Source organism: Pseudonocardia endophytica (genome assembly GCF_004339565.1).
GTDB lineage: Bacteria > Actinomycetota > Actinomycetes > Mycobacteriales > Pseudonocardiaceae > Pseudonocardia > Pseudonocardia endophytica.
Map to the genome: position 1 here is coordinate 3045259 of NZ_SMFZ01000001.1, position 25664 is coordinate 3070922.

27 protein-coding genes are annotated in these 25664 nt (G+C 72.1%); 11 read left to right on the forward strand and 16 right to left on the reverse strand.

The window, feature by feature from the left end:
- Positions 1-165: 165 nt before the first annotated feature.
- Positions 166-1599: an NCS2 family permease gene (locus tag EV378_RS13890; protein ID WP_132424949.1), complete on the reverse strand. Its 1434-nt coding sequence runs from the start codon at positions 1597-1599 to the stop codon at positions 166-168.
- 30 nt (positions 1600-1629) lie between these two features.
- Between EV378_RS13890 and EV378_RS13895 the strand changes: the two genes are divergently transcribed.
- Complete coding sequence (locus tag EV378_RS13895; protein WP_243653447.1) at positions 1630-1875, forward strand: DUF2530 domain-containing protein; 246 nt, start codon at positions 1630-1632, stop codon at positions 1873-1875.
- A gap of 16 nt (positions 1876-1891) precedes the next feature.
- Positions 1892-2638 (forward strand): SDR family NAD(P)-dependent oxidoreductase, encoded by a 747-nt coding sequence (locus EV378_RS13900; protein WP_132424952.1) that lies wholly within the window; start codon positions 1892-1894, stop codon positions 2636-2638.
- Here the strand turns inward: EV378_RS13900 and EV378_RS13905 are convergent, their stop codons facing one another.
- From EV378_RS13905 to EV378_RS13915, 3 genes are all read right to left on the reverse strand, one after another.
- Complete coding sequence (locus EV378_RS13905) at positions 2639-2854, reverse strand: hypothetical protein (RefSeq protein ID WP_132424955.1); 216 nt, start codon at positions 2852-2854, stop codon at positions 2639-2641.
- 35 nt (positions 2855-2889) lie between these two features.
- A complete protein-coding gene (locus EV378_RS13910) occupies positions 2890-4059 on the reverse strand; it encodes a L,D-transpeptidase (protein ID WP_132424958.1) in 1170 nt (389 codons plus the stop codon).
- Positions 4060-4199: 140 nt separating this feature from the next.
- On the reverse strand, positions 4200-5255 hold the full coding sequence (locus EV378_RS13915; RefSeq protein WP_132424961.1) for a UDP-N-acetylmuramate dehydrogenase: 1056 nt from the start codon (positions 5253-5255) through the stop codon (positions 4200-4202).
- A gap of 23 nt (positions 5256-5278) precedes the next feature.
- On the opposite strand from EV378_RS13915, the gene EV378_RS13920 reads away from it, so the two are divergent.
- Together EV378_RS13920 and purU are read left to right on the forward strand one after the other, a co-directional pair.
- Positions 5279-5776: a DUF2505 domain-containing protein gene (locus tag EV378_RS13920; protein WP_132424964.1), complete on the forward strand. Its 498-nt coding sequence runs from the start codon at positions 5279-5281 to the stop codon at positions 5774-5776.
- 1 nt (position 5777) lies between these two features.
- The gene (gene purU / locus EV378_RS13925; protein ID WP_132424967.1) at positions 5778-6656 is read left to right on the forward strand and encodes a formyltetrahydrofolate deformylase; all 879 of its coding nucleotides are present in this window, start codon (positions 5778-5780) and stop codon (positions 6654-6656) included.
- On the opposite strand, the gene EV378_RS13930 is transcribed toward purU, so the two are convergent.
- The 4 genes from EV378_RS13930 to EV378_RS13945 are packed head-to-tail and all read right to left on the reverse strand — an operon-like array spanning position 6653 to position 10421.
- On the reverse strand, positions 6653-7315 hold the full coding sequence (locus EV378_RS13930) for a hypothetical protein (protein WP_132424970.1): 663 nt from the start codon (positions 7313-7315) through the stop codon (positions 6653-6655). The two genes, purU and EV378_RS13930, sit on opposite strands and share 4 nt — an antisense overlap.
- Positions 7316-7364: 49 nt before the next feature.
- Positions 7365-8525 carry a helix-turn-helix transcriptional regulator gene (locus tag EV378_RS36300; protein ID WP_165922280.1) on the reverse strand — a complete coding sequence of 387 codons (1161 nt, stop codon included), beginning with the start codon at positions 8523-8525 and terminating at the stop codon, positions 7365-7367.
- Positions 8526-8577: 52 nt separating this feature from the next.
- Complete coding sequence (locus EV378_RS13940) at positions 8578-9222, reverse strand: response regulator (RefSeq protein ID WP_132424976.1); 645 nt, start codon at positions 9220-9222, stop codon at positions 8578-8580.
- A complete protein-coding gene (locus EV378_RS13945; RefSeq protein ID WP_165922281.1) occupies positions 9219-10421 on the reverse strand; it encodes a sensor histidine kinase in 1203 nt (400 codons plus the stop codon). The genes EV378_RS13940 and EV378_RS13945 overlap by 4 nt, the downstream gene beginning before the upstream one ends.
- A 191-nt stretch (positions 10422-10612) precedes the next feature.
- Between EV378_RS13945 and EV378_RS13950 the strand changes: the two genes are divergently transcribed.
- Complete coding sequence (locus EV378_RS13950; RefSeq protein WP_132424979.1) at positions 10613-11443, forward strand: CPBP family intramembrane glutamic endopeptidase; 831 nt, start codon at positions 10613-10615, stop codon at positions 11441-11443.
- A gap of 185 nt (positions 11444-11628) precedes the next feature.
- Positions 11629-12519 carry an endonuclease domain-containing protein gene (locus tag EV378_RS13955; RefSeq protein ID WP_132424982.1) on the forward strand — a complete coding sequence of 297 codons (891 nt, stop codon included), beginning with the start codon at positions 11629-11631 and terminating at the stop codon, positions 12517-12519.
- Positions 12520-12629: 110 nt separating this feature from the next.
- On the opposite strand, the gene lon is transcribed toward EV378_RS13955, so the two are convergent.
- The 5 genes from lon to EV378_RS13980 all read right to left on the reverse strand — a co-directional run bounded on the left by lon (position 12630) and on the right by EV378_RS13980 (position 19325).
- Positions 12630-14984 (reverse strand): endopeptidase La, encoded by a 2355-nt coding sequence (gene lon / locus EV378_RS13960; RefSeq protein ID WP_207908663.1) that lies wholly within the window; start codon positions 14982-14984, stop codon positions 12630-12632.
- 97 nt (positions 14985-15081) lie between these two features.
- Entirely contained in the window at positions 15082-16515 is a 1434-nt protein-coding gene (locus EV378_RS13965) for a phenylacetate--CoA ligase family protein (RefSeq protein WP_132424986.1), read from the reverse strand.
- Between the two features lie 43 nt (positions 16516-16558).
- Positions 16559-17368 carry an SDR family NAD(P)-dependent oxidoreductase gene (locus EV378_RS13970; protein WP_132424989.1) on the reverse strand — a complete coding sequence of 270 codons (810 nt, stop codon included), beginning with the start codon at positions 17366-17368 and terminating at the stop codon, positions 16559-16561.
- A 74-nt stretch (positions 17369-17442) separates the two neighbouring features.
- Positions 17443-18216, reverse strand: coding sequence for an SDR family NAD(P)-dependent oxidoreductase (locus EV378_RS13975; protein WP_132424992.1), 774 nt, complete (start codon positions 18214-18216; stop codon positions 17443-17445).
- A complete protein-coding gene (locus EV378_RS13980) occupies positions 18216-19325 on the reverse strand; it encodes an LLM class flavin-dependent oxidoreductase (protein ID WP_132424994.1) in 1110 nt (369 codons plus the stop codon). Before EV378_RS13980 ends, EV378_RS13975 begins: the two co-directional genes overlap by 1 nt.
- 235 nt (positions 19326-19560) lie before the next feature.
- Between EV378_RS13980 and EV378_RS13985 the strand changes: the two genes are divergently transcribed.
- From EV378_RS13985 to EV378_RS14005, 5 genes are read left to right on the forward strand one after another with little or no spacing between them, the layout of a single operon-like run.
- Positions 19561-19941, forward strand: coding sequence for a Zn-ribbon domain-containing OB-fold protein (locus tag EV378_RS13985; protein ID WP_132424997.1), 381 nt, complete (start codon positions 19561-19563; stop codon positions 19939-19941).
- A complete protein-coding gene (locus EV378_RS13990; protein ID WP_132425000.1) occupies positions 19938-21077 on the forward strand; it encodes a thiolase family protein in 1140 nt (379 codons plus the stop codon). Before EV378_RS13985 ends, EV378_RS13990 begins: the two co-directional genes overlap by 4 nt.
- Complete coding sequence (locus EV378_RS13995; RefSeq protein WP_132425003.1) at positions 21074-22324, forward strand: cytochrome P450; 1251 nt, start codon at positions 21074-21076, stop codon at positions 22322-22324. The genes EV378_RS13990 and EV378_RS13995 overlap by 4 nt, the downstream gene beginning before the upstream one ends.
- Positions 22325-22342: 18 nt before the next feature.
- Positions 22343-22987 carry a TetR/AcrR family transcriptional regulator gene (locus EV378_RS14000; RefSeq protein ID WP_132425006.1) on the forward strand — a complete coding sequence of 215 codons (645 nt, stop codon included), beginning with the start codon at positions 22343-22345 and terminating at the stop codon, positions 22985-22987.
- Entirely contained in the window at positions 22984-23766 is a 783-nt protein-coding gene (locus EV378_RS14005; RefSeq protein ID WP_132425009.1) for an SDR family NAD(P)-dependent oxidoreductase, read from the forward strand. The genes EV378_RS14000 and EV378_RS14005 overlap by 4 nt, the downstream gene beginning before the upstream one ends.
- A 158-nt stretch (positions 23767-23924) precedes the next feature.
- Here EV378_RS14005 and EV378_RS14010 read toward each other — a convergent pair whose 3' ends face one another.
- The 3 genes from EV378_RS14010 to EV378_RS14020 all read right to left on the reverse strand — a co-directional run bounded on the left by EV378_RS14010 (position 23925) and on the right by EV378_RS14020 (position 25662).
- Positions 23925-24473, reverse strand: a complete 549-nt coding sequence (locus tag EV378_RS14010) for a YbaK/EbsC family protein (RefSeq protein ID WP_165922373.1) — start codon at positions 24471-24473, stop codon at positions 23925-23927.
- Positions 24467-24766 (reverse strand): DUF2516 family protein, encoded by a 300-nt coding sequence (locus tag EV378_RS14015; protein ID WP_132427881.1) that lies wholly within the window; start codon positions 24764-24766, stop codon positions 24467-24469. The genes EV378_RS14010 and EV378_RS14015 overlap by 7 nt, the downstream gene beginning before the upstream one ends.
- Positions 24767-24900: 134 nt before the next feature.
- Entirely contained in the window at positions 24901-25662 is a 762-nt protein-coding gene (locus EV378_RS14020; RefSeq protein ID WP_132425015.1) for a hypothetical protein, read from the reverse strand.
- Between the last annotated feature and the right edge of the window lie 2 nt (positions 25663-25664).

The window sequence follows — 25664 nt, forward strand, 5'->3', positions numbered from 1 at the left end:
GGGCAGCCTTACCCAACTTCGATCGCGTACCCTCCGGGAACGACTGAGGGGCCCCGGCCGGAATCCGACCGAGGCCCCTCATCACCCGAACTGACGCGCCGCTCCCACCACGAAGCGACGAGACTGAGGTTAGCCTAACCTCAGATCATCGCGCAAGAGGAAAGATCAGGCGAACAGCGACCGGAGCGGGCCGACGGCGAAGTAGCCCACGAACGCCACCGCGACGACCCACATCAGCGGGTGCACCTGGCGCGCACGGCCGGTCGCCGCGGACAGCGCGACGTAGCTGACGAATCCCGCTCCGATGCCGTTGGCGATCGAGTACGTGAACGGCATGACCACGACGGTCAGGAACGCCGGGATCGCCGTCCGCAGCTCGGACAGGTCGATCGAGGTGATCTGCCGGAACATCAGCGCCCCGACGATCACCAGCGCGGGCGCCGCGGCCTCGACCGGGACGATCGCGTAGAGCGGCGTGAGGAACATGGCGGCCAGGAACAGCAGGCCGGTGAGCAGGTTCGCCAGGCCCGTCCTGGCGCCCTCCGCGATGCCGGCCGCGGACTCCACGAACAGCGTGTTCGACGACGCGGAGCCGACACCGCCGGCCACCGCGCCGGTGCCCTCGACGATCAGCGCCTTGCCCACGTTGGGGAGCTTGCCGTCCTTGTCGGCCAGCCCGGCCTGCTGGCCGAGACCGGTCAGCGTGCCCATCGCGTCGAAGAAGTTCGCGAGCACCAGCGTGAAGATCAGCAGGACGACGGTCAGGATGTCCAGGCGGGAGAACGCGCCGAACGACACGTCGCCGACCAGAGACAGGTCCGGCAGCCCGACGATCTGGTCCGGCAGCGTCGGGACCGACAGCGACCAGCCCTTCGGGTTCGTCCCCATCGAGGGTCCGACGTGGACGATCGCCTCGATGACGATCGCGATGACCGTGTTCACGACGACGCCGATCAGGATCGCGGCGCGCACGCCCCGGGCCACGAGCACGCCCATGATCAGCAGGCCGAGCACGAACACGAACGTCGGCCAGGACGCGATCGACCCGTCGATGCCCAGCGAGACCGGGACGGTCGTGTTGGCCGCGTCCGGCAGCCGTCGCACGAACCCGGCGTCGACGAGCCCGATCAGCGCGATGAACGCCCCGATGCCGACGGCGATCGCGACCTTGAGCTCGGGCGGCACGGCGTTGAACACGGCCGTCCGGAACCCGGTCGCGGCCAGCAGGACGATGATCACGCCGTCGATGACGACCAGGCCCATCGCCTCGGGCCAGCTCATCATCGGCGCGATCGTCACCGCGAGCAGCGTGTTGATCCCGAGGCCGGTGGCGATCGCGAACGGGTAGTTCGCGATCACTCCGAAGAGGATGGTCATCACGCCGGCGACCAGCGCCGTGACGGCCGCGACCTGTGGGATCGGCAGGATCCCGCCGACCGCGTCCACCTTGGCCGCCGGGTCGGTCGGGCTGACGCTCCCGAGGATCAGCGGGTTGAGGACGATGATGTAGGCCATCGCCATGAACGTGACCAGTCCCCCGCGCAGCTCCCGGGAGATCGTGGACCCACGCTCGGCGACCCCGAACAAGCGCTCGATCACGCGGACACACTAGGTCGTAGTCTGGCTCCCGTGACCGATCCGCCCAAGCTGTCACACAAGTTCAACGATTCCGTGCCCGTCATCACGGCGGGCACCGTGCTGTGGGTGGTCGCCGCCGTCGTCGCGGTACTCGTCACGGGGGCCTTCGGCGAGGCGTTCTGGACCTGCGTGGCCGGGATCGGCGTGGGCCTGTTCGGCGCGAGCGTGTTCACCTGGCAGCGCGCCGCCGCCCGCCGCGGCTCCCGGCTCGCTCAGTCCGGCGTGGACGACGGCTGACTCCTAGGGTGGTCGCATGACCGCCGGAGGAGACCGCCCGACCGCCGTCGTCACCGGAGCCAGCTCCGGGATCGGCGCCGCGACCGCCCGCGCGCTCGGCGCCGCAGGCTTCCACGTCGTGCTCGGCGCCCGGCGCGTGGAGCGCTGCGAGGAGATCGCCGAGGAGATCGACGGGACCGCGCTCCCGCTGGACGTGACGGACGCGGAGTCCGTGCGCGCGTTCGTCGACGCCGTGCCGTCGGCCACGACGCTCGTGAACAACGCGGGCGGCGCCAAGGGCCTCGAGAAGGTCGAGGAGGCCGACGAGGACAACTGGCGCTGGATGTGGGAGACCAACGTGATGGGCACGCTGCGCCTCACCAAGGGGTTCCTGCCGAAGCTCCGCGACTCCGGCGACGGGCACGTCATCACCGTCACCTCGATCGCGGCGCTCGAGCCCTACGACAACGGCGCCGGCTACACCGGAGCCAAGCACGCCCAGGCGATGCTGCACCGCACGCTGCGCGGCGAGCTGCTCGGACAGCCGATCCGGGTCACCGAGATCCTGCCGGGCATGGTCGAGACGGACTTCTCCCGCGTGCGTTTCGACGGCGACGAGGAGCGGGCCGCGAAGGTCTACCAGGGCATCACACCACTGACCGCCGACGACGTTGCGGACGTGATCTCGTTCGCGGCCACGCGCCCGTCGCACGTCAACCTGGACTCGATCGTGCTCAAGCCGCGCGCCCAGGCGTCCGGCAGCCGGGCGTACCGCGAGGAATAGTTACAACGTCTCCTCAGAGCGGCGCCGCTGCTCGGCGTCGTCGGCCGGCTCGTCGCCCTCCTCGGCGCCGCTGATCCGCTCCTCGGACTCGCGCAGGATCTCCTCGGCGCCCGCGCGGGCGTCGCCGTCGGTCGGGGCACCTGCCGCCTCCTCGGGCAGCGGGGTCGCCCTCGACGGGGCGCGGTCGCGGGCGACGGACTCGGGGGTCTCGGTCATGCCGGGGCCTACCCCGCGAGCCCGTCGCGCAACCACTACAGCGCCGACATGCCCTTCCACTGCTCCCACGGGATCGTCCAGTCCGAGATGTCCCCGTCGGCGGGCGAGAGCTGGACCGGTGTGCCCGTGACCTCGACCGGGTCCCCGTAGAGCGCCGTGTCGTAGTAGGCCTTCGCGTCGGCCAGCGAGAGGTTCACGCAGCCGTGCGTGACGTTCGACGAGCCCTGCGCGCTCGCCGACGCCGGGTTGGCATGGATGAACTCGCCGTTGTTGCTCATCCGCACGGCCCACTTCTCCTGCACGTCGTAGCCGTACTGTGCGCTCGTCATCCGCTTGTCGGTGAACTTCTCCGAGACGACGTGGATACCCGAGCGCGTGTTCCGGTTCGGGTCCGACGCCAGCCCGTAGCTCGCCGGGTACGACGCGGCCTGCTTGCCGTCGCGCATCACGACCATCTGGAAGGACTTCGTGTCCGCCTTGACGACCTGCGCGCGCCCGATCGTGAACGACGTGCTCAGGTTCTCCCTGCCGTAGTCCCCGCCGCCGAACGGGACGCCGAGCAGCGGCGCGTCCACGTCGACCTTCGTGCCGGACGGCCAGTACTGCTTCGGCCGCCAGTGGATCCGCGAGCCGCCGTTCTCGTCCGGCAGCCAGGCCCACGCGCCCTCGACCGGCCGCGACGTGGTCACCTTCAACGCCTTCTCCACGGCGGCCTTGTCCTGCACCGTCGTGTCGAACTGGATCTCGATCGGCGCCGCGACGCCGACCGTCCGGTCGTCCCCGATGTTCAGCGTGCCTCGGACCGTGTCCCGCGGCGCCACCGTGGACACGGTGCCCTCCACCGGGACCGGCACGTTGTCCGCGCCGGTCGCACGGCCGGACCAGGTGTAGACGGTGTCGTAGTCCAGCGGCTCGGAGGCGGTCCACGCCGTCCGGTCCGCGTTCAGCTGTCCCTCGACCGGATCACCCTGCGGGTCGCGCAGCGCGATCTGGTCCAGCGTGCCGCCGTCGGCGCGGACCGTGACCGGTGTGGCCGGACTCACGTTCGTCGCACCCGCGGTGGGTTCGTAGGTGACCGTCGCGTCGGTGGACGCCGGCGCGGACACCGCACCGTCGAGCCCCGGCCGTCCGGCCGCCACGGCCACGGCCGTGGCCACCCCCAGAACGCCGATCAGCGCGATCGCAATGATCAGCAGGCGTCGCATCCGTCTCCCCGTCGCATCGTTCGTGCTCCCCCATCCCCGGACGGTTGAGCGGGCACGAGGTTGCCCGGCAACTCGGGGGAGCGGCCCCGACCGTACGCGTCACCCCCGACAGCCGCCCGGCCTTTGCGGGAGCTGCTCCCTCAGATGGAGCAACCGACGAGGACGGGCTCCGGACGCAGGTCGACGCCGGTCCGCGCGGCGACACCGTCCCGCACCTCGCGGGCAAGGGCCAGCAGGTCCTCCGTGCGGCCGCTGCCGCGATTCGTGAGGGCGAGGACGTGCCGTGACGAGAGTCCCACCCGTCCGCCCGGCCCCGGGTGGCCTCGGTCGAAGCCGGAGGCCTGGATCAGTCCGGCCGCGGACAGCTTGAGCATGCCGTCCCCGGCGGGCCATGTCGCCAGGCCCTCGAGATCGGGCGCGTCCGCGACGGCGACGATCGGGTTCGTGAAGAACGAGCCCGCGCTCCACGTGTCGTGGTCGCCCGCGTCGAGCACCATGCCCTTGCCCCGGCGCAGCTCCAGCACGGTCTCCCGCGCGGCGCGGGCCGGGACGCGCTCCCCCGCCGCGACGTCGAGCCGCCGCGCCAGCTCGGCGTAGCGGATCGGCGCGGAGAGCCCGTCGCCGCTCAGCGCGAACCGCACCCGCAGCACGATGGCCCCGTCGACGGAGTCACGGCCCTTCAGCACGGACGTCCGGTAGCCGAGGCCGAGCTCCGCGGCCGGGACGTGCTCGCGCACCCGTCCGGCCCGGCGGTCGTAGAGGTCGACGTCCACGAGCAGGTCGGCCACCTCGACGCCGTAGGCGCCGACGTTCTGGACCGGCGTCGCACCGCTGCGCCCGGGGATGCCGGACAGGCACTCGATCCCGCCGAGCCCCTCGTCGACACAGGCCGCGACGACGTCGTCCCAATCCTCGCCGGCCTCGACGGTCACCAGCACCGACCCGTCGTCGCGCCGCCCGGTGCGCACGCCGCGGGAGGCGAGCAGCACGGCCGTGCCGGCGAACCCCTCGTCGGCGACGACGAGGTTCGAGCCGCCACCGAGCACCAGGACCGGATCACCGGCCCGGTCGGCGTCCCCGACGGCGGCCACGATCTCGTCGGCCGACGAGGCCGGGACGAGCCGGGTCGCCGGTCCGCCGAGGCGGAGCGTCGTGTGCGCGGCGAGCCGGACATCGGTGGAGGTGGGTGCGCTCACGGCCACAACGGTAGCCTCCGCTCATGCCTCGCTCGCTGGACTACCGCGCGACCTCGGAGCACCCCGCCGAACGCGTCTACACGACGATGGTGGACCGGGACGTGATCGCCAAGCGACTCGTCCAGATGGGCGGGCCGGGCGCCGAGATCCAGGAGTACGAGACCACCGGCGACGGCGGCGTCACGTACACGCTCCAGCACGGGATCGACGCGACCGACCTGCCGGACATGGTCACGAAGCTGCTGCCCGGCGGCCGCGTCGTGATCAAACGCACCGAGAACTGGGCGCCCGCGGACGGCGGGTACTCCGGGACCGGCAAGGTCTCGATCGCCGGCACCCCGGCCACCGCGAAGGCCACCATGCGTCTCGACGACGGCGGCGCGGGCAGCGAGCTCGTGATCGACGTCCAGGTGACCGTCAAGGTGCCGATCGTCGGGGCGAAGGTCGAGGAGGCGGTCGCGGAGCAGATCCGCAGCCTGCTCGCCGCGGAGACCGAGTTCACGCTCGAGCAGATCTCCTGACGTGGAGGACCGCCGCTACGTCATCACGCTGAGCTGCCCGGACCGCACCGGCGTCGTCGCACGGATCTCCGGGTTCCTGGCCGACGCCGGTGCGTGGATCACCGAGGCCGGCTACCACTCGGACGCCGACGCGAAGGTGTTCTGCACACGTCAGGTCATCGACGCGGCGTCCGTGCCGTACGGCGTCGAGGAGCTGCGGGAGCGGTTCGGCGAGGTCGCCGTCGAGCTCGGCGGGACGTACCGGATCAGCGACACCGGTCGTCGCAAGCGGGTGGTGCTGCTGGTCACCCGCGAGTCGCACTGCCTGCACGACCTGCTCGGACGTGTGTGGGCCGACGAGCTGCCGGTGGAGGTCACGAAGGTCATCGGCAACCACGACGTGCTGGAGCCGCTGGTGACGGCGCACGGTCTGCCGTTCCATCACGTCCCGTTCCCCGGCCCGCGCGACGAGGCCCGCGAGCAGGGCAAGGTGGCCGCGTTCCAGCAGGTCCGCGAGCTCGTCGACGCCGACGACCCGGACGCGATCGTGCTGGCCCGCTTCATGCAGGTCCTGCCGGCCCACCTGTGCGAGGCGTGGGCCGGCCGCGCGATCAACATCCACCACAGCTTCCTGCCGTCGTTCGCCGGCGCGCGCCCGTACCACCAGGCGCACACCCGCGGTGTGAAGCTGATCGGCGCGACCTGCCACTACGCGACGGCCGACCTGGACGCCGGGCCGATCATCGAGCAGGACGTGATCCGGGTGGACCACGGCGACACGGCCGCCGACATGGTCCGGCGCGGACGGGACATCGAGCGACTCGTGCTCGCCCGCGGCCTGCGCTGGCACCTCGAGGACCGGATCCTCGTCCAGGGCAACCGGACGGTCGTGTTCCGCTAGGAGCGCGGAGCCCTCAGCCCGAACCACCCGATGGCGCCGAGCAGTACCAGCTGCACGACGTAGTCCGGGATCACGAGCACGTCGGGCAGCGGGACCAGCTGCGTGACGAGCGCGTACGCGATCACGACGACCGGGAACCACCGTGGCGTCGTGCGCGCCAGGAACACGGCGACCAGGCCGATCACGACGCCCAGCGCTATCGCGATCTGCCCGCCCACGATCGGCGCGACGAGTCCGGCCGGGTCGGCGTTCCAGGCGTCGACGAGCGCGCGGCCCTCGGCATCGCCGAAGCGGGCCGGGTCGATCGCGTAGGCGTACGGCAGCGCCTCCGCCGTGATCGCGAGGCTGAACACGGTCCCGCCGAGCGACGTCACCACCCCGCCGACGATGCCGAGCACGCTCGCCCTGGACAGCACCACGAGGAAGATCGCGGTCGCGACGAAGGAGACCAGGTAGCCCGGCCCGCCGAGGTAGAGGTTGAGCGTCCAGTAGGCGGGGCCGAGCGCACGCAGCACGTCGTAGGACAGGCCGCCGTCGAACGGTGGCTCGGTGAGCGTGAACACGAGCCGGGCCACGAGGGCCACGACGAGGAGCCCGAAGAGGGCGACGAGTGCGGCCCGCGGTCGGGTGCTGACCGGGGCGTCGGTGGAGGCGATCATGTCCCGGACGGTGCTCCGCCAGGCGTCACGGGCACATCGGCCTCAGCGCCTATCCCGGTGTTCGCGCAGGTCCGGCGTGGTCCATCCAGATTCGGGCGGCCTGGACCCTGCGGTTCGCGTCCGGCGCGGGATGCAGCTCGAGCTTCGTGAACACCGACCGCAGATGGGCGTCGACGGTCCGTTCGGAGACCACGAGCCGCGCCGCGATGCCCGCGTTGCTCGCCCCGTCCGCGAGCAGACCGAGCACCTCGGCCTCCCGCTTCGTGAGACCGGGCACGCCGGTCGGCTCCGCCGGGCCGGGATCCGGCTCCGCAGGCGTCAGCACGACCGCGATCCGCTCCGCACCGAACCACGCCCCTCCGGCCACGACGACGGTCAGCGCGGCCACCGCGAGCGCCGCGGCCGTCGGAGCCAGCACGGCGGTCACCAGCGTCCCGACGCCTGCGACGACGAGCCCGGCCACGGCCAGCGCCACCACGCGCAGGACGGTCCGCAGCCAGCGCGCGCTCACCGCCCCGGAGGCGAGCACGGCGGCGGCCACGGAGAAGCACGCACAGGCCGACAGGGCGACGAGGAACGCCACCGACCCCTGCTCCGGGTCGACCGCCCCGGGGTTGCGGGCGACCGCGAGCAGGACGCAGAACACGACGGTCAGCGGCGCGGCCGTCGTCCCGGCCGCCGCGACGCCGAGCGCGGCGCGGGCCGGACCGGTCGACGTCCATGCCGCCCGACCGAGCCGGACCGGCAGCACGAGCAGCGCGACGAGCCCGAGCGCCGTCAGCACGTCGCCGACCGGAGCGAGCGGCAGACGCCACGCCTCGGGCGCGATCGCAGGTACCTCGGTGAACGGGTCGGCGGGCGCGGTGAGCAGGAGCGTGGACAGGGTGACGAGCCCCAGCACGCCGACCACCAGCCGGTGCTCCCACACCGCGGCACCCGGTCGTCGAACCGCCGACGAGGCCGCGACCTGCGCGAACGCCAGCGGCGGGATCCACACCGCACCCCACAGCGCGACCGCGACCGGTGCCTGGGTCGCCGCCGCCACGACGGCCGCGACCAGGTAGACGAGCAGCGCGACGGCCAGCGCCGTCCGCTGCCGACTCACCACTGCGGCGGCGGCCAGCGCGAGTGCACCGGCGGGTGCGGTGGCGAACCCACCGGCCCCTCCGGCGTGCAGGACCGCGAGCGCGGCGACGGCGAGCACAGCCACGACGGGAACGGCGAACCTCACACCGGGGACGTCGTTCCCCGCGCCCGATTCGTCACGTCAGGCCCTGTTCGTGCGCCAGGACCACGGCCTGCACGCGGTCGCGCAGCCCCAGCTTGGACAGCACCGACGAGACGTGGGTCTTCACGGTCGCCTCGCTGACGGCGATCTCCGCGGCGATCTCGGCGTTCGCCAGCCCGCGGCCGAGCAGCCGCAGCACCTCGGTCTCCCGCCCGGTCAGCCGCTGGAGCCCCGGCTCCGACGGCGGCCGATTCCGCCGCGCGATCTCGCCGACCACCCGCCGGGTCACCGACGGCGAGAGCAGCGCGTCCCCGCGGGCGGCGGCGTGCACGGCCGCGATCAGCTCGTCCGGTGGGGACGTCTTCAGCACGAACCCGCTGGCGCCCGCACCGAGCGCGCGGAACACGTAGTCGTCGCGCTCGAACGTCGTGAGGATGACGACCCGGGTGTCCGTCCCGTCGAGGGCGAGGATCCGCTCGGTGGCGGTGAGCCCGTCGGTGCCGGGCATCTGGATGTCGACCAGCGCGACGTCCGGCCGGTGCGCCCGGACCGCCTCGACGGCCTCCGCGCCGTCGGCGGCCTCGGCGACCACCTCGAGTCCCGGCTCGCTCTCCAGGATCATGCGGAAGCCGCGTCGGACCATCTCCTGGTCGTCGGCGAGCAGCAGGCGCACGGTCATCCGCGCCCCAGCACGGCGTGCACCCGGTAGCCGCCGCCGTCGCGCGGACCCACGTCGAGCCGTCCGCCGTGCATCGCCACCCGTTCCCGGATCCCGACGAGCCCGCGCCCGCCGCCGTCCGCCGCGGGCGTCCCCGCGCCGTCGTCGACGATCTCCACCTCGACCCCGTCGGGTCCGCTCCGGACGTCCACCGTGGCGCGGGCCGGACCGGCGTGCTTGAGCGTGTTCGTCAGCGCCTCCTGCACGATCCGGTAGGTGGACACGCCGAGACCGTCGTCCACGCGCGCGTCGGTGACGGTCAGCTCGACCGGTAGCCCTGCCCTGCGGACCTGCTCGACCAGCGCCGGGAGCCGGTCCAGGCCGGGCGACGGGGCGTCGGGGCCCTCGGTCGGTGCGTTCTCGCGCAGGACGCCGATCGTGCGCTGCAGCTCCGCGACGGCCCGCCGCCCGCCGTCCTGCACCTCGGCGACGGCGGTGCGCGCCTCGGCCGGGCGGTCGTCGAACAGCCGGTGCGCGACGCCCGCCTGCACGCTCATCAGCACGACGTGGTGCGCGACGACGTCGTGCAGCTCCCGCGCGATCCGCACTCTCTCCTCCAGCACCGCGCGCTGCTCGTTCGCCTCCCGCTGCACGGCGAGCTCGGCGTTGCGGTCTTCGAGCTCGGCGCGGTACTCGCGCAGCCGCCGCACGGTCACCCCGAGGGCGCCGCCGACGACGTAGGGCTGCGCGTTCAGCAGGGTCTTCACCACCGCGGCGACCGGCGTGATCAGGTCCGCGGCGACGCCGGTCGCGACCAGCAGCAGGAGCAGGACGAGCACGACCACTCCGCTCCACACGGCACGTCGCCGCCGGGCGTACGCGCCGACGCTGTACGCGGCGACGCCGAGCACGAGCAGCATCATGAACTCGTCCGGCTGGGCGGCCGCCCAGAAGAACCACACGTGCACGGCGCAGACCAGCAGCACCGTGCAGGGGAACCGGCGCCGCGCGAGGAGTGGAAGGCAGAACCCGACCGCCCACAGGACGATGAACGGCGGCGACGGCGCCCACGGCGCCGCGGACGCGACCAGGACGATCTCCGAGACGGCTCCGAGCGCCGCGAGACCGACGACGAGCAGCGCGTCGGCGGCGAGCGGCGAACGGCCCAGCGCCGTCCGCACGGATCGCGTCCGGCTCGCGACATCGGTGGTGGCGGCCATGGTCGGGCGATCGTATCCAGCCCCGGCGGGTGCCGTCGTCGGTCGCGGGACGGGGGTCCCCTCCGCCACGGGACGGAGACCGACCCCGCAGGCGCCGTCCGGCGGGTCGATGCGGATCACGACGCGCGGCCGACGACTCCGGCCCCCCGGATCGGCACCGTTGCCGTCGTCGGAGAAACCGGGAGGAACCGATGACGACACTACGGGCGCCCGAGACGACGGGTCGGGCACGACGGCTGGTCGAGGGCACGGCGTTCGTCGGCGTGTGGATCGCGCTCGGCTACCTGCTGCCGGTCGACGCGAACGTCTACCTGCTGCTGGGCATCCCGTTGACGCTGGTGTTCCAGCTCGTGGTCCGCCGCCGCCCGCTGCGCGAGCTGTGGTTGCGCGACGCGTCCCGGTTCCGGCTGGACCGGGTCGGGGTGGCGCTCGCCGTCGCGCTGGCGGTGACGCCCGCGGTGGTCCTGGTCCAGGTCGCGCGGGCCGGTGAATGGTCCTCGACGGTGTGGATGGTCGCCGCGATCGTCGGCGCCGTGCCCGCGGCATGGGCGCTGCGCGGCACCCGCTTCCTGGTGACGCTGCGCGAGGCGGTGCCGACGATCCTGGTCGGGGCCGTCGTGCTGGGGCTGGTCGCCGTCGTCCCGCTGCTGCTGATCGGGCGCCCGTTCGACCCGGTCGCGATGGCCGGGCACGCCCTGCTGTGGGCGGCGCTGTACCTGCCGGTGGTGTTCGTGCTGGAGGAGGTCGCGTTCCGCGGGGCCCTGGACGCCCACGTGCAGCACCCCGGGGAACGACGGGGCATCGCGAGCGCCGTGTACCTGTCGCTGCTGTGGGGCGCCTGGCACCTGCCGATCACCCCGGCCGGCCCGATCCCGGGCTATCTCGAGATCCAGGCACTGGTGGTCAGCCTCGTCCTGGGGATCCCGCTCACCTACGCCTGGCGACGCACCGGATCACTGGCACCGGCCGGCGTCGCACACGCGGTGTACGACGGCATCCGCAACGGCCTGACCCAGACCTGATCCCCGACTCGGCCCGCTCCGCGGAGGGGTGCGGAGCGGGCCTCCTCCCCCGTGAGATGACCGTGGTTGCTGTCCGACCGCCTGGGAAGAGCAACCACCGTCATCTCACGGGGATCGACTTTGCTGCTGCATCCAGTTCCGCCGGATCGGCCGCGGGGGCGGGTCCGTTCTCCGATGCTCACCGGGTGACCGTGCCCGGGTTCCCCACCGCGTTCCGTGGCTCCGCCGCCGTCGACGCGGGCCTGGTGACGTGGAGCGTGTTGCGCGGCCCCCGGTTCGACCGGCTGCTGCCCGACATCTACGGCGTCCACCAGGACGAGCCCCGCGACCTGGCGCTGCGCTCGCGGGCGGCGTTCCGATGGGGCGGTGATCGGGGCGTGCTGGTCGGGCACTCCGCCGCGGAGCTGCTGGGCGCGGACTGCTCGCCGTGGCGCGCCCCGGCCGAGCTCGCGGTGCCGGGCGGGGGACTTCGCTCGCGGGACGGCGTGATCGTGCGCCGCGACCGTCTGCACCCCGGAGAGATCGCCGTCGTCGGTGACGTCCGCACGACGACGCCGATGCGCACCGCGTTCGACCTCGGCTGCCGGTCCGGACTCGTCGAGGGCGTCGTGGCCGTCGACGCGCTGGCGCGGGTCCACCGGTTCCCGCCGGACCTGCTGGTCAACTTCGCGGTCCGCTACGCGCGTGCCCGCGGCGTGTACCGGTTCACGGACGTCCTGGCGTTCTGTGATCGGAAGGCCGGCTCGCCACCCGAGAGCAGGCTCCGCATGTTGCTCGTCCTCTCCGGGCTCCCGCGGCCCGTCGTACAACACCCGGTGCTCGACGACGACCGCCGCCGCGCCGTCTGGCTGGATCTCGCCTACCCGGAGCACCGCGTCGGCGTCGAGTACGACGGCGGTGAGCACCTGAAGCCCGAGCAGGTCCGGAAGGACATCGCCCGGCACACCCGGCTCGTCGCGGCCGGATGGAGGGTGTTCCGGTACACCTCGCAGGAGATCCGCAACGAGCGGGACCGGATCGTCGCGGACGTCGCCGAGGCACTGGCTCTCGACGTCGCTGCCCTCCGGTTGAGATGACGCTGGTTGCTGTCTGTCCCGTCCCGGAGAGCGATGAAGCGCATCTCACCCGGGACATACGAACGGCCCGCCCGTTCCGGGTGGAACGGGCGGGCCGTGTCGTGCGCGGGTCAGGCGGCCTGGTCGACCGCGGTGGTCACCGGCTCCAGGGCGATCTCCAGCACGTCCGCGACGTCGGCGACCGGGTGCACGGTCAGCTCGCCGCGGACGGACTCCGGCAGATCGTCGAGGTCCGGCTCGTTGCGCTTCGGGATGATCACGTCGGTCAGCCCGGCCCGGTGCGCGGCGAGCAGCTTCTGCTTCACCCCGCCGATCGGGAGGACCTTGCCCTGCAACGTGACCTCACCGGTCATGCCCACACTGGACTTGACGGGACGTCCCGACGCGAGCGACGCCAGCGCCGTCGTCATCGTGACACCCGCCGACGGGCCGTCCTTCGGGACCGCACCGGCCGGCACGTGCACGTGCAGCTTGCGCGACGCCAGGTCACCGGCCAGACCGCGGGACCGCAGGTAGGAGAGCGCGATCGAGACGGACTCGGTCATCACCTCGCCCAGCTGCCCGGTGATCTGCAGGCCAGGGTCGCCCTCCATCGAGGTGGCCTCGATGAACAGCACGTCGCCACCGGCTCCGGTGACGGCCAGACCGGTCGCCACACCGGGAACGGACGTCCGCTCCGCCGACTCCGGCGTGAACTTCGGCCGGCCCAGGTAGGTCACCAGCGCGTCCGCGTCGACGTGCACCGGACGCTCCGCGGCGCCGTCAGCGCCGTCTTCGGATGCGTCCAGCTGCACGGCCACCTTCCGCAGGACCTTCGCCAGGCCCCGCTCCAGCTGCCGCACACCGGCCTCGCGGGTGTACTCGGCCGCGATCATCGACAGCGCGACGTCGGTGAACTCGACGTCCGCGGTCTCCAGCCCGGCCTTCGCGATCTGCCGCGGCAGCAGGTGGTCACGAGCGATCGCGACCTTCTCCGCCTCGGTGTACCCGTCCAGCGACACCATCTCCATGCGGTCCGCGAGCGGGCCGGGGATCCCCGACGCGTCGTTCGCGGTGGCCAGGAACAGCACGTTGGACAGGTCCAGGTCGACCTCGAGGTAGTGGTCGCGGAACGTGTGGTTCTGCGCCGGGTCCAGGACCTCCAGCAGCGCGGCCGTGGGGTCGCCACGGAAGTCGCTGCCGACCTTGTCGATCTCGTCGAGCAGCACGACCGGGTTCATCGAGCCGGCCTCGCGGATCGCGCGGACGATCCGGCCGGGCAGCGCGCCGACGTAGGTGCGCCGGTGGCCGCGGATCTCCGCCTCGTCCCGGACACCGCCGAGCGCGACCCGGACGAACTTGCGTCCCAGCGCCCGCGCGACGGACTCACCCAGCGACGTCTTGCCGACACCGGGCGGGCCGACGAGCGACAGCACCGCACCGGAGCCACGGCCGCCGATCGACTCCAGGCCCTTCTTGCCGCGACGGGAACGGACGGCCAGGAACTCGATCAACCGCTCCTTCACGTCGTCCAGACCGGCGTGGTCGGCGTCCAGGATCCGCCGGGCCTCGACCAGGTCGTCGGTGTCGACGGTGGTCTCGGTCCACGGGATGTCCAGGATCGTGTCCAGCCAGGTCCGGATCCAGCCGCCCTCCGGGCTCTGGTCGGACGTGCGCTCGAGCTTGCCGACCTCGGCGAGGGCGGCCTTGCGGACGTGCTCCGGCAGGTCGGCGTTCTCGACCTTCGTCCGGTAGTCGTCGTCCTCGCCGTCGCCGTCGCCCTCACCGAGCTCCTTGCGGATCGCGGCGAGCTGCTGGCGCAGCAGGAACTCCCGCTGCTGCTTCTCCATACCCTCGCGGACGTCGTGGGAGATCTTCTCCGAGACCTCCTGCTCGGCGACGTGCCCCTTCGTCCACTCGATCAGCAGCTCGAGGCGGGCGGTCACGTCCGTCTCGGCCAGCAGCTGGGCCTTCTGCTCGTTCGTCAGGTACGACGCCCACCCGGCCAGGTCGGACAGCTGCGACGGGTCCGTCGTCTGCTGCACCGAGTCGATGACCTGCCAGGCGCCGCGCTGCTGCAGGATCGAGACGACGAGCGCCTTGTACTCCTTGGCCAGCTCGTGGGTGCGCCCGGTCGGCGAGGTCTCCTCGACCGGCTCGGCCTCGACCCACAGCGCCGCACCGGGCCCGGTCACGCCGGACCCGATCCGCGCCCGCCGCTCGCCGCGCACGACGGCGGCCTTCTCACCGTTGGGCATCCGCCCGACCTGCTCGAGCACGGCGACCGTGCCGATGGCGGCGTACTTGCCGTCCAGGCGCGGGACGACGAGCACGCGCCGCGAGCTCTCGGAACCCTCTGCGTCAGCGCCGGCCGCATCGACCGCCGCCTGGGTCTCCGGCGCATCGAGCCGGACCGGAACCACCATGCCGGGCAGCACCACCGAGTCGGTCAGCGGAAGCACCGGCAGCTTCAGCATCTCTGTCATGTCCGAGCCAACGCTTACACCGTTGAAGACATTCCAGTGTTCAAGTATGTCCGCTCGGAGCGAACGCACGCCCGATCGGCGCGGATCCGGCATGCCGTCACGCCCGCGGCCTCTCGTCGAGGACGCGCCGAGCCTTGAACGTGGTCTCGGGAAGCGTCCCCGGATCGACGAGGGTCACGGGGACCCGGATCTGGACGATGTGCCGCAGCGCGGCCTCGACGCGCCGGGTGAGCGCCGTCCGCCGGTCCTGCCGGTCGGGCTCGCCGAGGGCGGACAGCGCCGCGACGGTGGCGGGCGCGAGTTCGGCCTCGACCCGGAGCTCGTCCAGGGCGCCGACCTTGCTGACCCGGATCCGGAACTCGGGGCCGAGCTCGGGAACCGTGCGCAGCCCGGTCTCGATGGCGCTGGGGAAGACGTTGGCCCCGCGCACGACGAGCATGTCGTCGAGGCGCCCGAGTACCCCCTCGGGGAGACGGGGGTAGGTGCGGCCGCACGGGCAGGGGTCGGTCGCCATGTAGGTCTCGTCCCCCGGGGCGAAGCGGATCATGGGCTGGGAGTCACGCCAGAGGTGCGTGTACACCACCGCGCCGCGATCCCCGACGGGTAGGGGCACGTTCGGGTCGTCGGCGGCGACAACTTCGGTGAAGACCTCGTCGGTGATGAGATGGGTTCCGGTGCCCGCCTCGCACCCGACGCTGGTCTGGAACGGGTACATCTCGGAGGTCGAGCCGGCGTCGCTGACGATCGCCCCCCACCCCTCGGAGATGATCCTGCGGGTCCCGGCCAGGCTGCCTCCGGGCTCGCCTCCGACGAGAACCCGTCGGACGCTGCCGCCGGCCAGGTCGATCCCGAGCCGGTCGGCGACCGAGAGCAGGTGGATGCAGTACGAGGGTGTCGCGCTGAAGACGGTCGCGCCGAGACGCTCGATCAGCTCGAGGTGTCGCTCGGAGTCGGTGACGCCGAGGGGGAAGACGGTCGCGCCGAGGCGCTCGGCCCCCTGCACGACACCCCACCCGCCGAAGAACAGCCCGAACGGGAACCCGACCTGCACCAGGTCGTCGGGCCGGATGCCCGCGCACCACTGCGCCATGGCGTGCACGTCGGCGGCACGCTGCCAGTCCCTGCGGGAGACCGCGTACATCGTGGGCGTCCCCGAGGTGCCGGACGAACCGTGGATGCGGGCGAGCTGTTCGGGCGTCATCGCCGGCGTGTAGCTGCCGAACGGTGGGTGCTCGGCCTGGTCGGCGACCAGCATCTTCTTCGTGATGACCGGCACCCGGGCGGTGAAGTCCTCGAGAGACCGGACCTGGTCGGGGTGGAAGCCGTGGGCGTCGTAGTGGCGCCGGTAGAACGGGAGCTCCGCATAGGCGTACTGGAGCTGGTGCCGTACCCGTTCGAGGATGATCCGGTCCCGGTCGGCGGGGGCACGTGTCTCACGCTCCTGGTCCCAGAACCGAGGGAAGCCCCGGTCGTCGGGGGACGAGGCGCCGGCTCCCGCGGTCGTCGCCCGCGGCTCGGCATCGAGGGTCATGGTGCTGCTCACTGTCCTTCTCGCGGGCGTGTCGGGAACGGTCTCAGCCGGGTCGGGCGACGAGGCCCTGCCGCTCGGCGACGTCCCAGTAGGAGTGCAGGCCGCGCACGTGCTGCCCTCCGTCGACCGGGACGAAGTGGCCGGTGATCCGGGCCGCGGCCGGGGAGAGCAGGAACAGGGCGACGTCGGCGACGTCCTCCGGTTCCTGGTGGCGCGGCGGTGCGACGAGGGTGCGGTCGAGGAACTCCTGACCGATCTGGCCGACGGTGAAACCGGCGCCAAGGGGCGTGTTGACCGTGCCGGGGCCGATCGCGTTGACCCGGATGCCGTGGCGGCCGAGCTCGCCTGCGCTCACCTTCGTGAACTGCATGATCCCCGCCTTGGCCGCACAGTAGTGGCCCAGGCCGTCGGTGGCGGCGATGGCGTTGAGCGAGGAGATGTTGACGACCGCCCCGCCCCGTCCTGCGGCGAGGGCCCTGCGGGCGAAGGCCCTCGTGCACAGGAACGTGCCCTTGAGGCAGGTGTCGACGATGAGGTCCCAGTCCTCCTCGGTGGTGTCGACCACCAGCGACAGCGACGCCGTGCCGGCGTTGTTGACCAGGTGGTCGACCGCGCCGTAGCGGTTCTCGGCGAGGTCGAACGCGGCCTCGACGTCCGCCGCGACGGCGACCGAGCCCTCCGACCACGCCAGCCGCTCACCGCCGGCGAGCTCGTTGCCTGCCGCTTCGATGTTCGTCGGCTCGATCTCGAGCCCGACGACGTTCGCGCCGCGCTCGAGCAGGGCGGCGGAGATCGCCTTGCCGATGCCGCTGCCGGCGCCGGTGACCACTGCGGTCTGCCCGGACAGGTCCACGTTGACTCCTTCGGGTCGTACGGTGGCGGGACCGGCGCCCCGGCGGCGCCGGTCCCCCGTCGGGTCTCGGCAGGTCAGCCTGCGCTGCCCTTGGTGTTCCAGCCACCGTCGACCGGGAGGATCTCGCCGGTGCAGAAGGCGGCGTCGTCGGAGAACAGGAACGCCGCCGCGGCGGCGATGTCCTCCGGCGTGCCGAGGCGCGGGATGATGTGCGCGGCGGCGAAGTTCTCCCGCATGCTCTCCGTGATCCCGGCGAGGATCGGGGTGTCGATGGTGCCCGGGCAGATGCAGTTGACCCGGATGCCCTGCGGCCCATACTCCATCGCCGCCTGCTGGGTCAGGCTCACGACGCCGCCCTTGGCCGCGGAGTAGGCCGCGAGGTTCTCCAGTCCCTTGAGAGCCGCCATCGAACCGATGTTGACGATGCTCCCGCCGCCCGTCTCCAGCATGCGCGGGATGGCGGCCTGCATCCCCAGCCAGACCCCGCGCAGGTCGGTGTTCACGACGTGGTCCCAGCCCGTGTCGTCGAGGTCGACGACGGTGTCGGGGCCGAGCGTGTTCGTGACCCCGGCGATGTTGCCGAGCACGTCGAGCCGCCCGTGGCCGCCGATCGCCTCGTCCATCAGGCGTTTCCAGTCGCCGCGCTGGCGGGTGTCCATGACGATGTGCGACGCCTGCCCTCCCTCGGCGACGATCTGCTTCGCGGTGGAGTCGTCGTCCTGCAGGTCGCCGATGACCACGGCGGCGCCCTCGGCGGCGCACCGCAGCGCGACCGCCCGGCCGATCCCCTGCACCCCGCCGGTGACGACCGCGACCCGTCCCGTGAGCCGGGTGATGCCTCCGGTCATCAGGCGATCCCGAGCGCGACGTTCGCCATCTTCTGCCGCCGTGCCATGCGCTGGTTCGGCGTGAACTGCGGCATCACGTACCGGGCGAACAGCTCCAGCGAGCGGTTCCACCTGTCGGTCGTGACCCAGTCCCGGCAGTTGATCAGCAGCGTGCCGAAGCCGCCGGTCTCCTCCTCCAGCTCGCGCAGCTGGCGGGTGCACTCCTCGGGGCTACCGATGATCCACGGGATGTTCTCGGCCATCCACTCGAAGGTGAGCTGGTCGTCGCTCATGCTCTCGTCCTTCTTCATGAGCGCGCCGAGCCCGAGGCCCTTGAGGTAGTCGTAGGAGCGCTTGACGCCCTCGCGAATGTCACGCATCGCCTGGTCCTTGTCGTCGGCGACGTAGACCTCGCGCACGATCCGCCAGTTCTCCCGCGTCGTCGCCTCCTCGATCCCCGACCGTGCGCCGGCCTCGAGCATGGCCGCGCCCATCGCCTTGAGATCCGGGGCCAGCGTGTAGGTGCCGTTGTCGGTCGGTGCGAAGTGGACGGACAGCGGCTTCCACCCACGCTCGCCGCACCGGGCGTAGTTGTGCACACCGGTCAGACCGGCGATCGCGAACGGCGGCACGTCCTGATACGGCCCGACCTGCAGCTGCCGGTTCTCGTACTTCCAGTACACCCCCTCGTAGCTGACCGGGTCCTCGGACGTCAGCAACTGCCAGATGATCTCCAGAGCCTCGTTCGTACGCGGCGAGGCCTCGGACGGCTCGAGCCCGAACAGCGCCTTGTCGGTCGGCAGCCCACCACCACCGAAGCCGTACTCGAGACGACCGTGCGTCAGATGGTCGAGAAACGCGAGCCGCTCGGCGACCATGAACGGATCCTGGTACGGCAGGTTGACCACGCCGGTACCCAGCCGGATCCGGTGCGTCAGCGCGGACGCCTTGGCGATCATGAACTCCGGGACCGGGACGTTCTCGTAACCACCGGTGTGGTGCTCGCCGATCCAGAACTCCGCGAAGCCCAGCCGCTCGGCCTCGACGATCGCCGCGATGTCGCGGTCGTAGGACAGCGTCCAGTTCTCGATCGGCGGGTGCTCGGGCATGGTGAAAAAGCCGAACTTCATCGATCGGTCCTCCTGCGCGAATGTTCGATTGCGGCGTGGTGTCCGGGGGTGCTGTTAGCAAACTATCGTTTGCCAACGATGACGGCATCACGTTGACCTACATCACAGACGAAGTCAAGTTCCCTGACAGAAGGGCTCTGGTTGACAGGCGGTCCATCTGCATCCACATCCGCTGCGGGTTGTTACCCTACTTTGTGTTTGGTTACATGACGGCAGTCGAGACGCAGGAGCGCCCATGTCATCCCCGATCGGTGTCGATCCGCGCCCGGAGGTCCGTCGCACCGCTGATGGCGACTGGGTCGTCGTCGGACGCCGGTGCCGTGCCTGCGGCGTGACCGTGGCCTACTCCTGGCCTCGGTGCCCGGCCTGCGGCTCCGAGGTCGAGTCTGCGTTCTTCGGGCCGCCGGGGACGGTGTGGAGCAGCACCGTGGTGCGGATCGCCGTTCCCGGCCACGTCCCGCCGTACTCCTTGGCCTACGTCGACCTCGACGACGGGCCGCGCGTGCTCGCCCACGTGGCCGGCGGGAGCCGGGACGAACCGGTGTCGATCGGCGGTCGGGTGCGGCTCACCGAACCGTCCCGTGACGGTGACCTCCAGGTGGTGGTGGGCTGGTGAGCGCGCGGTCGAGCGTCGCCGTCGCCGGCGTCGGCACCTCACGTTTCGGGCGACAGCCCGAGCGCGATCTGCTGGGCCTGGCATGGGAAGCGGTGCACGAGGCGTTCGTCGACGCCGACGTGGACGGCGTCGACGCCGTCTGGGTCGGGACCGTGTTCGCGCCGGCCGGCGTCGCCCAGCGCGTACTGCGCGCCATGGGGATCACCGGCGTCCCGGTGGTGACCGTGGAGAACGCCTGCGCAAGCGGCACGACGGCCTTCGCCGAGGCGCACGAGGCCGTCCGCACCGGCCGGTACGGCCGGGTCCTCGCGCTCGGGGTGGAACAGATGAGCACGGCGTTCGCCGGCGCCATCACCCCGGAGGCCACCGACCCCGAGGGGCGCGCGGGGCTGGCGCTGCCCGCGCTGTACGCCATGAGCGCCGCCCGCTACCTGCATGTCGGCGCCGCCACGTCCGAACAGCTCGCCGCGGTCTCGGTGAAGAACCACGCGCACGCCGTGCACAACCCGCGTGCCCAGTACTCCGGGCGCTACAGCGTCGAGGAGGTCCTCGCCTCACGCATGATCGCCGACCCGCTGACGGTCCTGCAGTGCTGCCCGACCTCGGACGGCGCCGCCGCGGCGATCCTGACCCCGGCGAGCGGCAGCGCGGGAGAGGTCGTGGTGCGGGGGGTGGCGCTGCGCAGCGGAACGCCGTGGAACCAGGACTCGCCGCACGTCTGGGGTTACGACATCGTCCGCGACACCGCAGAGCTCGCCGTGACCGAAGCCGGCCTCGACGCCGTGACCGACGTCGACGTCGTCGAGGTGCACGACGCGTTCACCATCGGCGAGATCGTCACCACCGAGGCACTCGGCCTGGTGCCGCCGGGGGACGGTGGCAGGGCCGCGGCGACCGGTACCACCGCGCTCGGCGGTTCCCACCCGGTCAACCCGTCCGGTGGCCTGCTCTCCCGCGGGCACCCGCTCGGCGCGACCGGTCTCGCCCAGATCGCCGAGATCACCTGGCAGCTGCGCCGAGGGTGCGGGTCGCGACAGGTCGAGGGAGCACGCCTGGGGTTGGTGGAGACGATGGGTGGCGGCGTCTCGGTGCTCGACGGCAACGCCTGTGTCGTCACCGTCCTGGAGAGCCGATGACCGTCCCGCAGATCGACCTCGAGACCGCGGACCTGCTCAGCGACGCCGCTGTGGCCGACCCGTACCCGCTGCTCGCCGCGCTGCGCGAGCAGGACCCCGTCCACTGGAGCGCCAAGTACCGCTCCTGGTTCATCACGCGCTACGACGACGTCGCCGGCGCGCTGCGCGACGAGCGGTTCTCCTCGGACCGGATCTCCCCCTACCGCCGGGCCAAACTCGAGAACCCCGAAACCGACCCGGGTCTGCGGGCCGCCTTCGGCGTGCTCGAGGACTGGATGGTCTTCAAGGACCAACCCGACCACAAGCGGCTGCGCCGCCTGCTCAGCCGCGCCTTCACCCCCCGCGCGGTAGCCGAGATGACCCCGCGGGTCGACGAGATCGCCGAGGAGCTCCTCCGGGATGTCCGCGAGCACCACGACGGCTCCGGCACGCTCGACCTCATCGGCGACTACGCCTACCCGCTGACCGCATCGGTCATCGCGGACATGCTCGGCGTGCCCCGGGAGGACCGCGGTCGGTTCAAGGACTGGTCCGACCAGATCACCGGCCTGGTCTTCGGCGGGATGGGCGACTCCTCCCGACACGCCGTCGGCGCTCAGGGCATGGCCGAGCTCACCGCGTATCTCTCGGAGCTCATTCGCGCCCACGAACAGCATCCCGCGGACGACCTGATCTCCGCCATGATCAGCGCCAGGGACGCCGACGACGCGCTGAGCCACGACGAGGTCATCGCGACCGGCGTGCTGTTGCTGTTCGCGGGACACGAGACCACGACCAACCTGATCGGCAGCGCCCTCCTGGCGCTGATGCAGCACCCCGATCAGCGCCACGCACTCGAGGCGCGCCCGGAGCTGCTCCCCGGCGCCGTCGAGGAAGCCCTCAGGTTCGACGGTCCGGCCAAGACGGTGGCCAGGGTGATGGGCGACGACGTCGAGCTGCGCGGCCGTCGCCTGCGCCGCGGGGAACGCGTGTTCCTCAGCCCGTCGGCGGCCAACCGCGATCCCGAGGTGTTCGACGACCCGGACACCTTCGACATCGGCCGCGAGAAGTCCGCCCAGCTGGGCTTCGGCGTCGGGATGCACTACTGCCTCGGCGCCCCACTGGCCCGGCTCGAGGCGTCCGTGGCGATCCCCCGTGCCTTCCAGCGGCTCCCGGGGCTCCGAGAGACCGGCGAAAGACTGGAATGGCACCCGGTGCTGCTCTCGCGCGGCATGCGACGCTTCCCTGCCCGATTCGACGCCAGATGACCCCGATCCGGAGGCGTGATGCCCCGCCCCAGCCGCTGGCCAGAGATCCTGCACGCCGCCGGTCAGGAGTTCCGTGAACACGGCTACGAGACCGCGACCCTCGAGGGCATCGCGACACGCGTCGGGATCCTCAAGGGCAGCGTCTACAACTACGTGGGCAGCAAGGAGGACCTCCTCCTGGCCGTCGTCGAACAACCCGCCCGGGCACTGCTCGACGAGCTGGCACGCCTGCGCGCCGACTCGGACAGCAGCGTCTCGATACGGCTCCGCGAGCTGGTCCGGATGCAGGTCCGCATCTTCAGCGAGTACTACCCCGCCGCGTTCGTCTATCTCGAGCACCTGGGCCGCCTCGACCAGTCCGCCCAGTTCGCCGAGTTCCGGCAGATGGACGCCCGCTACATGGAGGCCGTCGAGGCGCTCGTGGCCGAAGGCGCAGCGTCCGGCGAGTTCTCCCTCGCCGCCGAGCCGCGCATCGTCGCCCGTGCTCTCGTGGGCATGATCGACTGGATGCAGCACTGGTTCACCCCGCACGACGAGGAGAGCGACCTGCGCCTCGCCGACCAGCTCGTCGCGCTCGCCCTCGGCGGTCTCGCCGCGGGCGGAAGCATGCGCGCGATGCTCGGGGCGCTGCCTGACCCCGCTCGTGCGGAGCCGTCCCGGTGACTGCCGCCGACGATCCGGGCGCCGCGTTGCGTCTCGACGGACGCGTCGCGGTGGTCACCGGGGCCTCGTCCGGGCTCGGGGCGCACTTCGCCAGGACACTGGCCCGCGCCGGCGCCGACGTCGCCGTGGCCGCTCGCAGGCAGGAGATGCTGGAGTCGGTCGCCGCCGGCGTTCTCGCGGAGGGGCGGCGGTGTCTCGCCGTGCCCACCGACGTCACCGACGCCGCCCAGTGCACGCGCCTGGTGGACACCGTGGTGAGCGAGCTCGGCGGCGTGGACGTGCTGGTCAACAACGCGGGCACCGGCTACGCCGCCCGCAGCGAACGCGACGAGCCCGCACGGGCGGCGCGACTCATCGAGGTCAACCTGACCGGCGCCTACCAGATGGCCGTCGCGGCCGGACGGGCCATGATCGCCGGCGGAGGCGGGGCCATCGTGAACATCTCGTCCGCGCTCGCCCTCACCGCCGCCGACATCCCGCAGGCGGCGTACTCCGCGTCCAAGGCAGGCCTGCTGGGGATGACCCGCGACCTCGCGCGCCAGTGGGCACGCCACGGCATCCGGGTCAACGCCCTCGCACCGGGCTTCTTCGACTCCGAGATGACCGCACCGCTGCTGTCCGACGAGGCGGGCCTCGCGACCGTGAACGCGCGCACGCCGCTCGGCCGCACAGGGCGCCTCGACGAGCTCGTCGGTCCGCTCCTGCTGCTCGCCTCCGACGCCGGCTCCTACATCACCGGCACCACGATGAGCGTGGACGGCGGGCTGGCCATGCACTGACCGGAGCGGGCGCGACCCGGTTGCCTCCTCGGTCAAGGCCGGTGAGGGCCTGCGGGCCGCCTACCGCGGTAGGGCGGACGGTGCGTCGCGGACAGTGCGACGTGGTGCTCGACCCGCCGGTCGGCAGCGTCCGCGCCGCCCTGACGGCGGCGTGGCGGTCAGCGCGCCAGGTCGGGAACGGTCTCGGCGTTCGGAAGTGCGGCCAGCACCGCGCCCGGGACGGCGAGCTTGCTCCCGCGGATCCCGCTGCCGACGACGAGGGCGTCCGCGGCGACGACCTCCGGCGCGAGCCAGAGCGGCCAACCCTCCGGCAGGCCGAGCGGCGTGATGCCGCCGTACTCCATGCCGGTCAGTTCGACGGCCGTGTCCATCGGCGCGAACGACGCCTTGCGCACGTCGAGCTTGCGCTTCACGACGCCGTTGACGTCGGCCCTCGTGGTGGCGAGCACGAGGCACGCGGCGTAGCGGGTCTCTCCGCTGCGCTTTCCGGCCACGACGACACAGTTCGCCGACACGTCCGGCGGCGAGCCGTACGCGTCGCAGAACGCGGCCGTGTCGGCCAGGTCCGGGTCGATCTCGGCGACCCCGATCCGCGACGCGTCGTCCCCGAGCGCGGCGATCGCCGCGGCCACCGGGGCGGCCAGCAGGTCGGGTCGGTCGGGAGCGGGAACGGCGTCGAGCGTGCCGAGGACCTTCCAGCTCACCAGCGCTGGTCACCCCGCTGGACACCGACGACGGCCGGCTTCACGTCCACGATGTAGACCAGCACGGCGACGACCGCGGCCAGCCAGAAGATGGCCCCGGACCGCATCGGGCCGCTGGTGATCAGGATCAGCAGGAGCAGCGCGACGCCGGTGATGCCGAGCCAGGCGTTCTTGGTGAGCTTGCCGGCCGCGGTGAACGCGTCGGAGCGCTGACGCAGGGCATGGATGAAGGCGTACCCGCCGACCGGGATGCCCAGGATCCAGAGCCCGGTGACGACCCAGACGTCGAGGCTCATCAGCACGTCCACCCGGCCAGACTACGACTCCGCCGGAGCACGGTCACGTCCGCCCGGCAAACCGGACACGCCCCCGGCACGACGACGGCCCCCTGAGCTGGTGCTCAGGGGGCCGTGCCGACGTGCGAGTCACCTCACTTGGAGCTGCTCCCACCGTTCGTGCTGCGACGCGCGGCCGGCTTGCGGGCCGCGGTCGTCTTGGCGGCACCGGTCTTCGGGGCCGTGCGGTTCGCGGCCTTGCGGGCGGTGCTGCGGGTCGAGCTGGCGACCTCGTCACCGGCCTCGTCGATCGCGGCGGCGGTCTCGACACCGGCATCGGCGACGGCCTCGGACGCGTCCTTGGTCACCTCGGTGACCTGCTCGGCGGCCTGGCCGGCGACCTGCTGCGCGGTGCGCGCGGCGCGCTCACCCAACGAGCGGGTCTCGCGGGTCACCGTGCCGAGCGCCTTCTCCGCGACGTCGTGCGTGGTGTCCACGAACTCGTCGACGCGGGCGTCGAACTGCTCGGTCACGGACTCGACGGTGGAGATGGCCTGCTTGACCTGCGGCTGCTTGCGGATGCGGCCCCAGGCCTTCTCGCCGCGCTTGGCGAAACCGGAGTAGACGGTCTCGGCCTGCTCGCGGATCTCGTCGACCTGCTTGCGCAGGTGCTCGGAGCTCAGGCGGGTGCGCAGCTCGCTGATCTCGTTCGGCAGCTCGGAGACGCGGGTCTGCACCTCCTCCGCGCGCTTCTCGGCGCGGGTGCGGGCGTCGGTGACGGCCTTGTTCACGCCTCCGTAGGCGTAGTCGCCGAGACCGAGCAGCGCGAGCAGCGGGGTGCGGACGACGGTCGCCTGCTCGGCGGCCTGCTCACGGGCCTTCTGGACATCAGTGCTGGTCGGAAGGTTGACGGCCATGG

Excerpts from the sequence above, each read along its gene's own strand:
- EV378_RS13900 (WP_132424952.1), top strand. The coding sequence starts at position 1,892 with ATGACCGCCGGAGGAGACCGCCCGACCGCCGTCGTCACCGGAGCCAGC.
- EV378_RS13940 (WP_132424976.1), bottom strand. The coding sequence starts at position 9,222 with ATGACCGTGCGCCTGCTGCTCGCCGACGACCAGGAGATGGTCCGACGC.
- EV378_RS13905 (WP_132424955.1), bottom strand. The coding sequence starts at position 2,854 with ATGACCGAGACCCCCGAGTCCGTCGCCCGCGACCGCGCCCCGTCGAGG.
- EV378_RS13985 (WP_132424997.1), top strand. The coding sequence starts at position 19,561 with ATGTCATCCCCGATCGGTGTCGATCCGCGCCCGGAGGTCCGTCGCACC.
- EV378_RS13975 (WP_132424992.1), bottom strand. The coding sequence starts at position 18,216 with ATGACCGGAGGCATCACCCGGCTCACGGGACGGGTCGCGGTCGTCACC.
- EV378_RS13995 (WP_132425003.1), top strand. The coding sequence starts at position 21,074 with ATGACCGTCCCGCAGATCGACCTCGAGACCGCGGACCTGCTCAGCGAC.
- EV378_RS14015 (WP_132427881.1), bottom strand. The coding sequence starts at position 24,766 with ATGAGCCTCGACGTCTGGGTCGTCACCGGGCTCTGGATCCTGGGCATC.
- EV378_RS13920 (WP_132424964.1), top strand. The coding sequence starts at position 5,279 with ATGCCTCGCTCGCTGGACTACCGCGCGACCTCGGAGCACCCCGCCGAA.
- EV378_RS13950 (WP_132424979.1), top strand. The coding sequence starts at position 10,613 with ATGACGACACTACGGGCGCCCGAGACGACGGGTCGGGCACGACGGCTG.
- EV378_RS13910 (WP_132424958.1), bottom strand. The coding sequence starts at position 4,059 with ATGCGACGCCTGCTGATCATTGCGATCGCGCTGATCGGCGTTCTGGGG.
- EV378_RS14020 (WP_132425015.1), bottom strand. The coding sequence starts at position 25,662 with ATGGCCGTCAACCTTCCGACCAGCACTGATGTCCAGAAGGCCCGTGAG.
- EV378_RS13965 (WP_132424986.1), bottom strand. The coding sequence starts at position 16,515 with ATGACCCTCGATGCCGAGCCGCGGGCGACGACCGCGGGAGCCGGCGCC.
- lon (WP_207908663.1), bottom strand. The coding sequence starts at position 14,984 with ATGACAGAGATGCTGAAGCTGCCGGTGCTTCCGCTGACCGACTCGGTG.
- EV378_RS13980 (WP_132424994.1), bottom strand. The coding sequence starts at position 19,325 with ATGAAGTTCGGCTTTTTCACCATGCCCGAGCACCCGCCGATCGAGAAC.
- EV378_RS14000 (WP_132425006.1), top strand. The coding sequence starts at position 22,343 with ATGCCCCGCCCCAGCCGCTGGCCAGAGATCCTGCACGCCGCCGGTCAG.
- EV378_RS13930 (WP_132424970.1), bottom strand. The coding sequence starts at position 7,315 with ATGATCGCCTCCACCGACGCCCCGGTCAGCACCCGACCGCGGGCCGCA.
- EV378_RS13945 (WP_165922281.1), bottom strand. The coding sequence starts at position 10,421 with ATGGCCGCCACCACCGATGTCGCGAGCCGGACGCGATCCGTGCGGACG.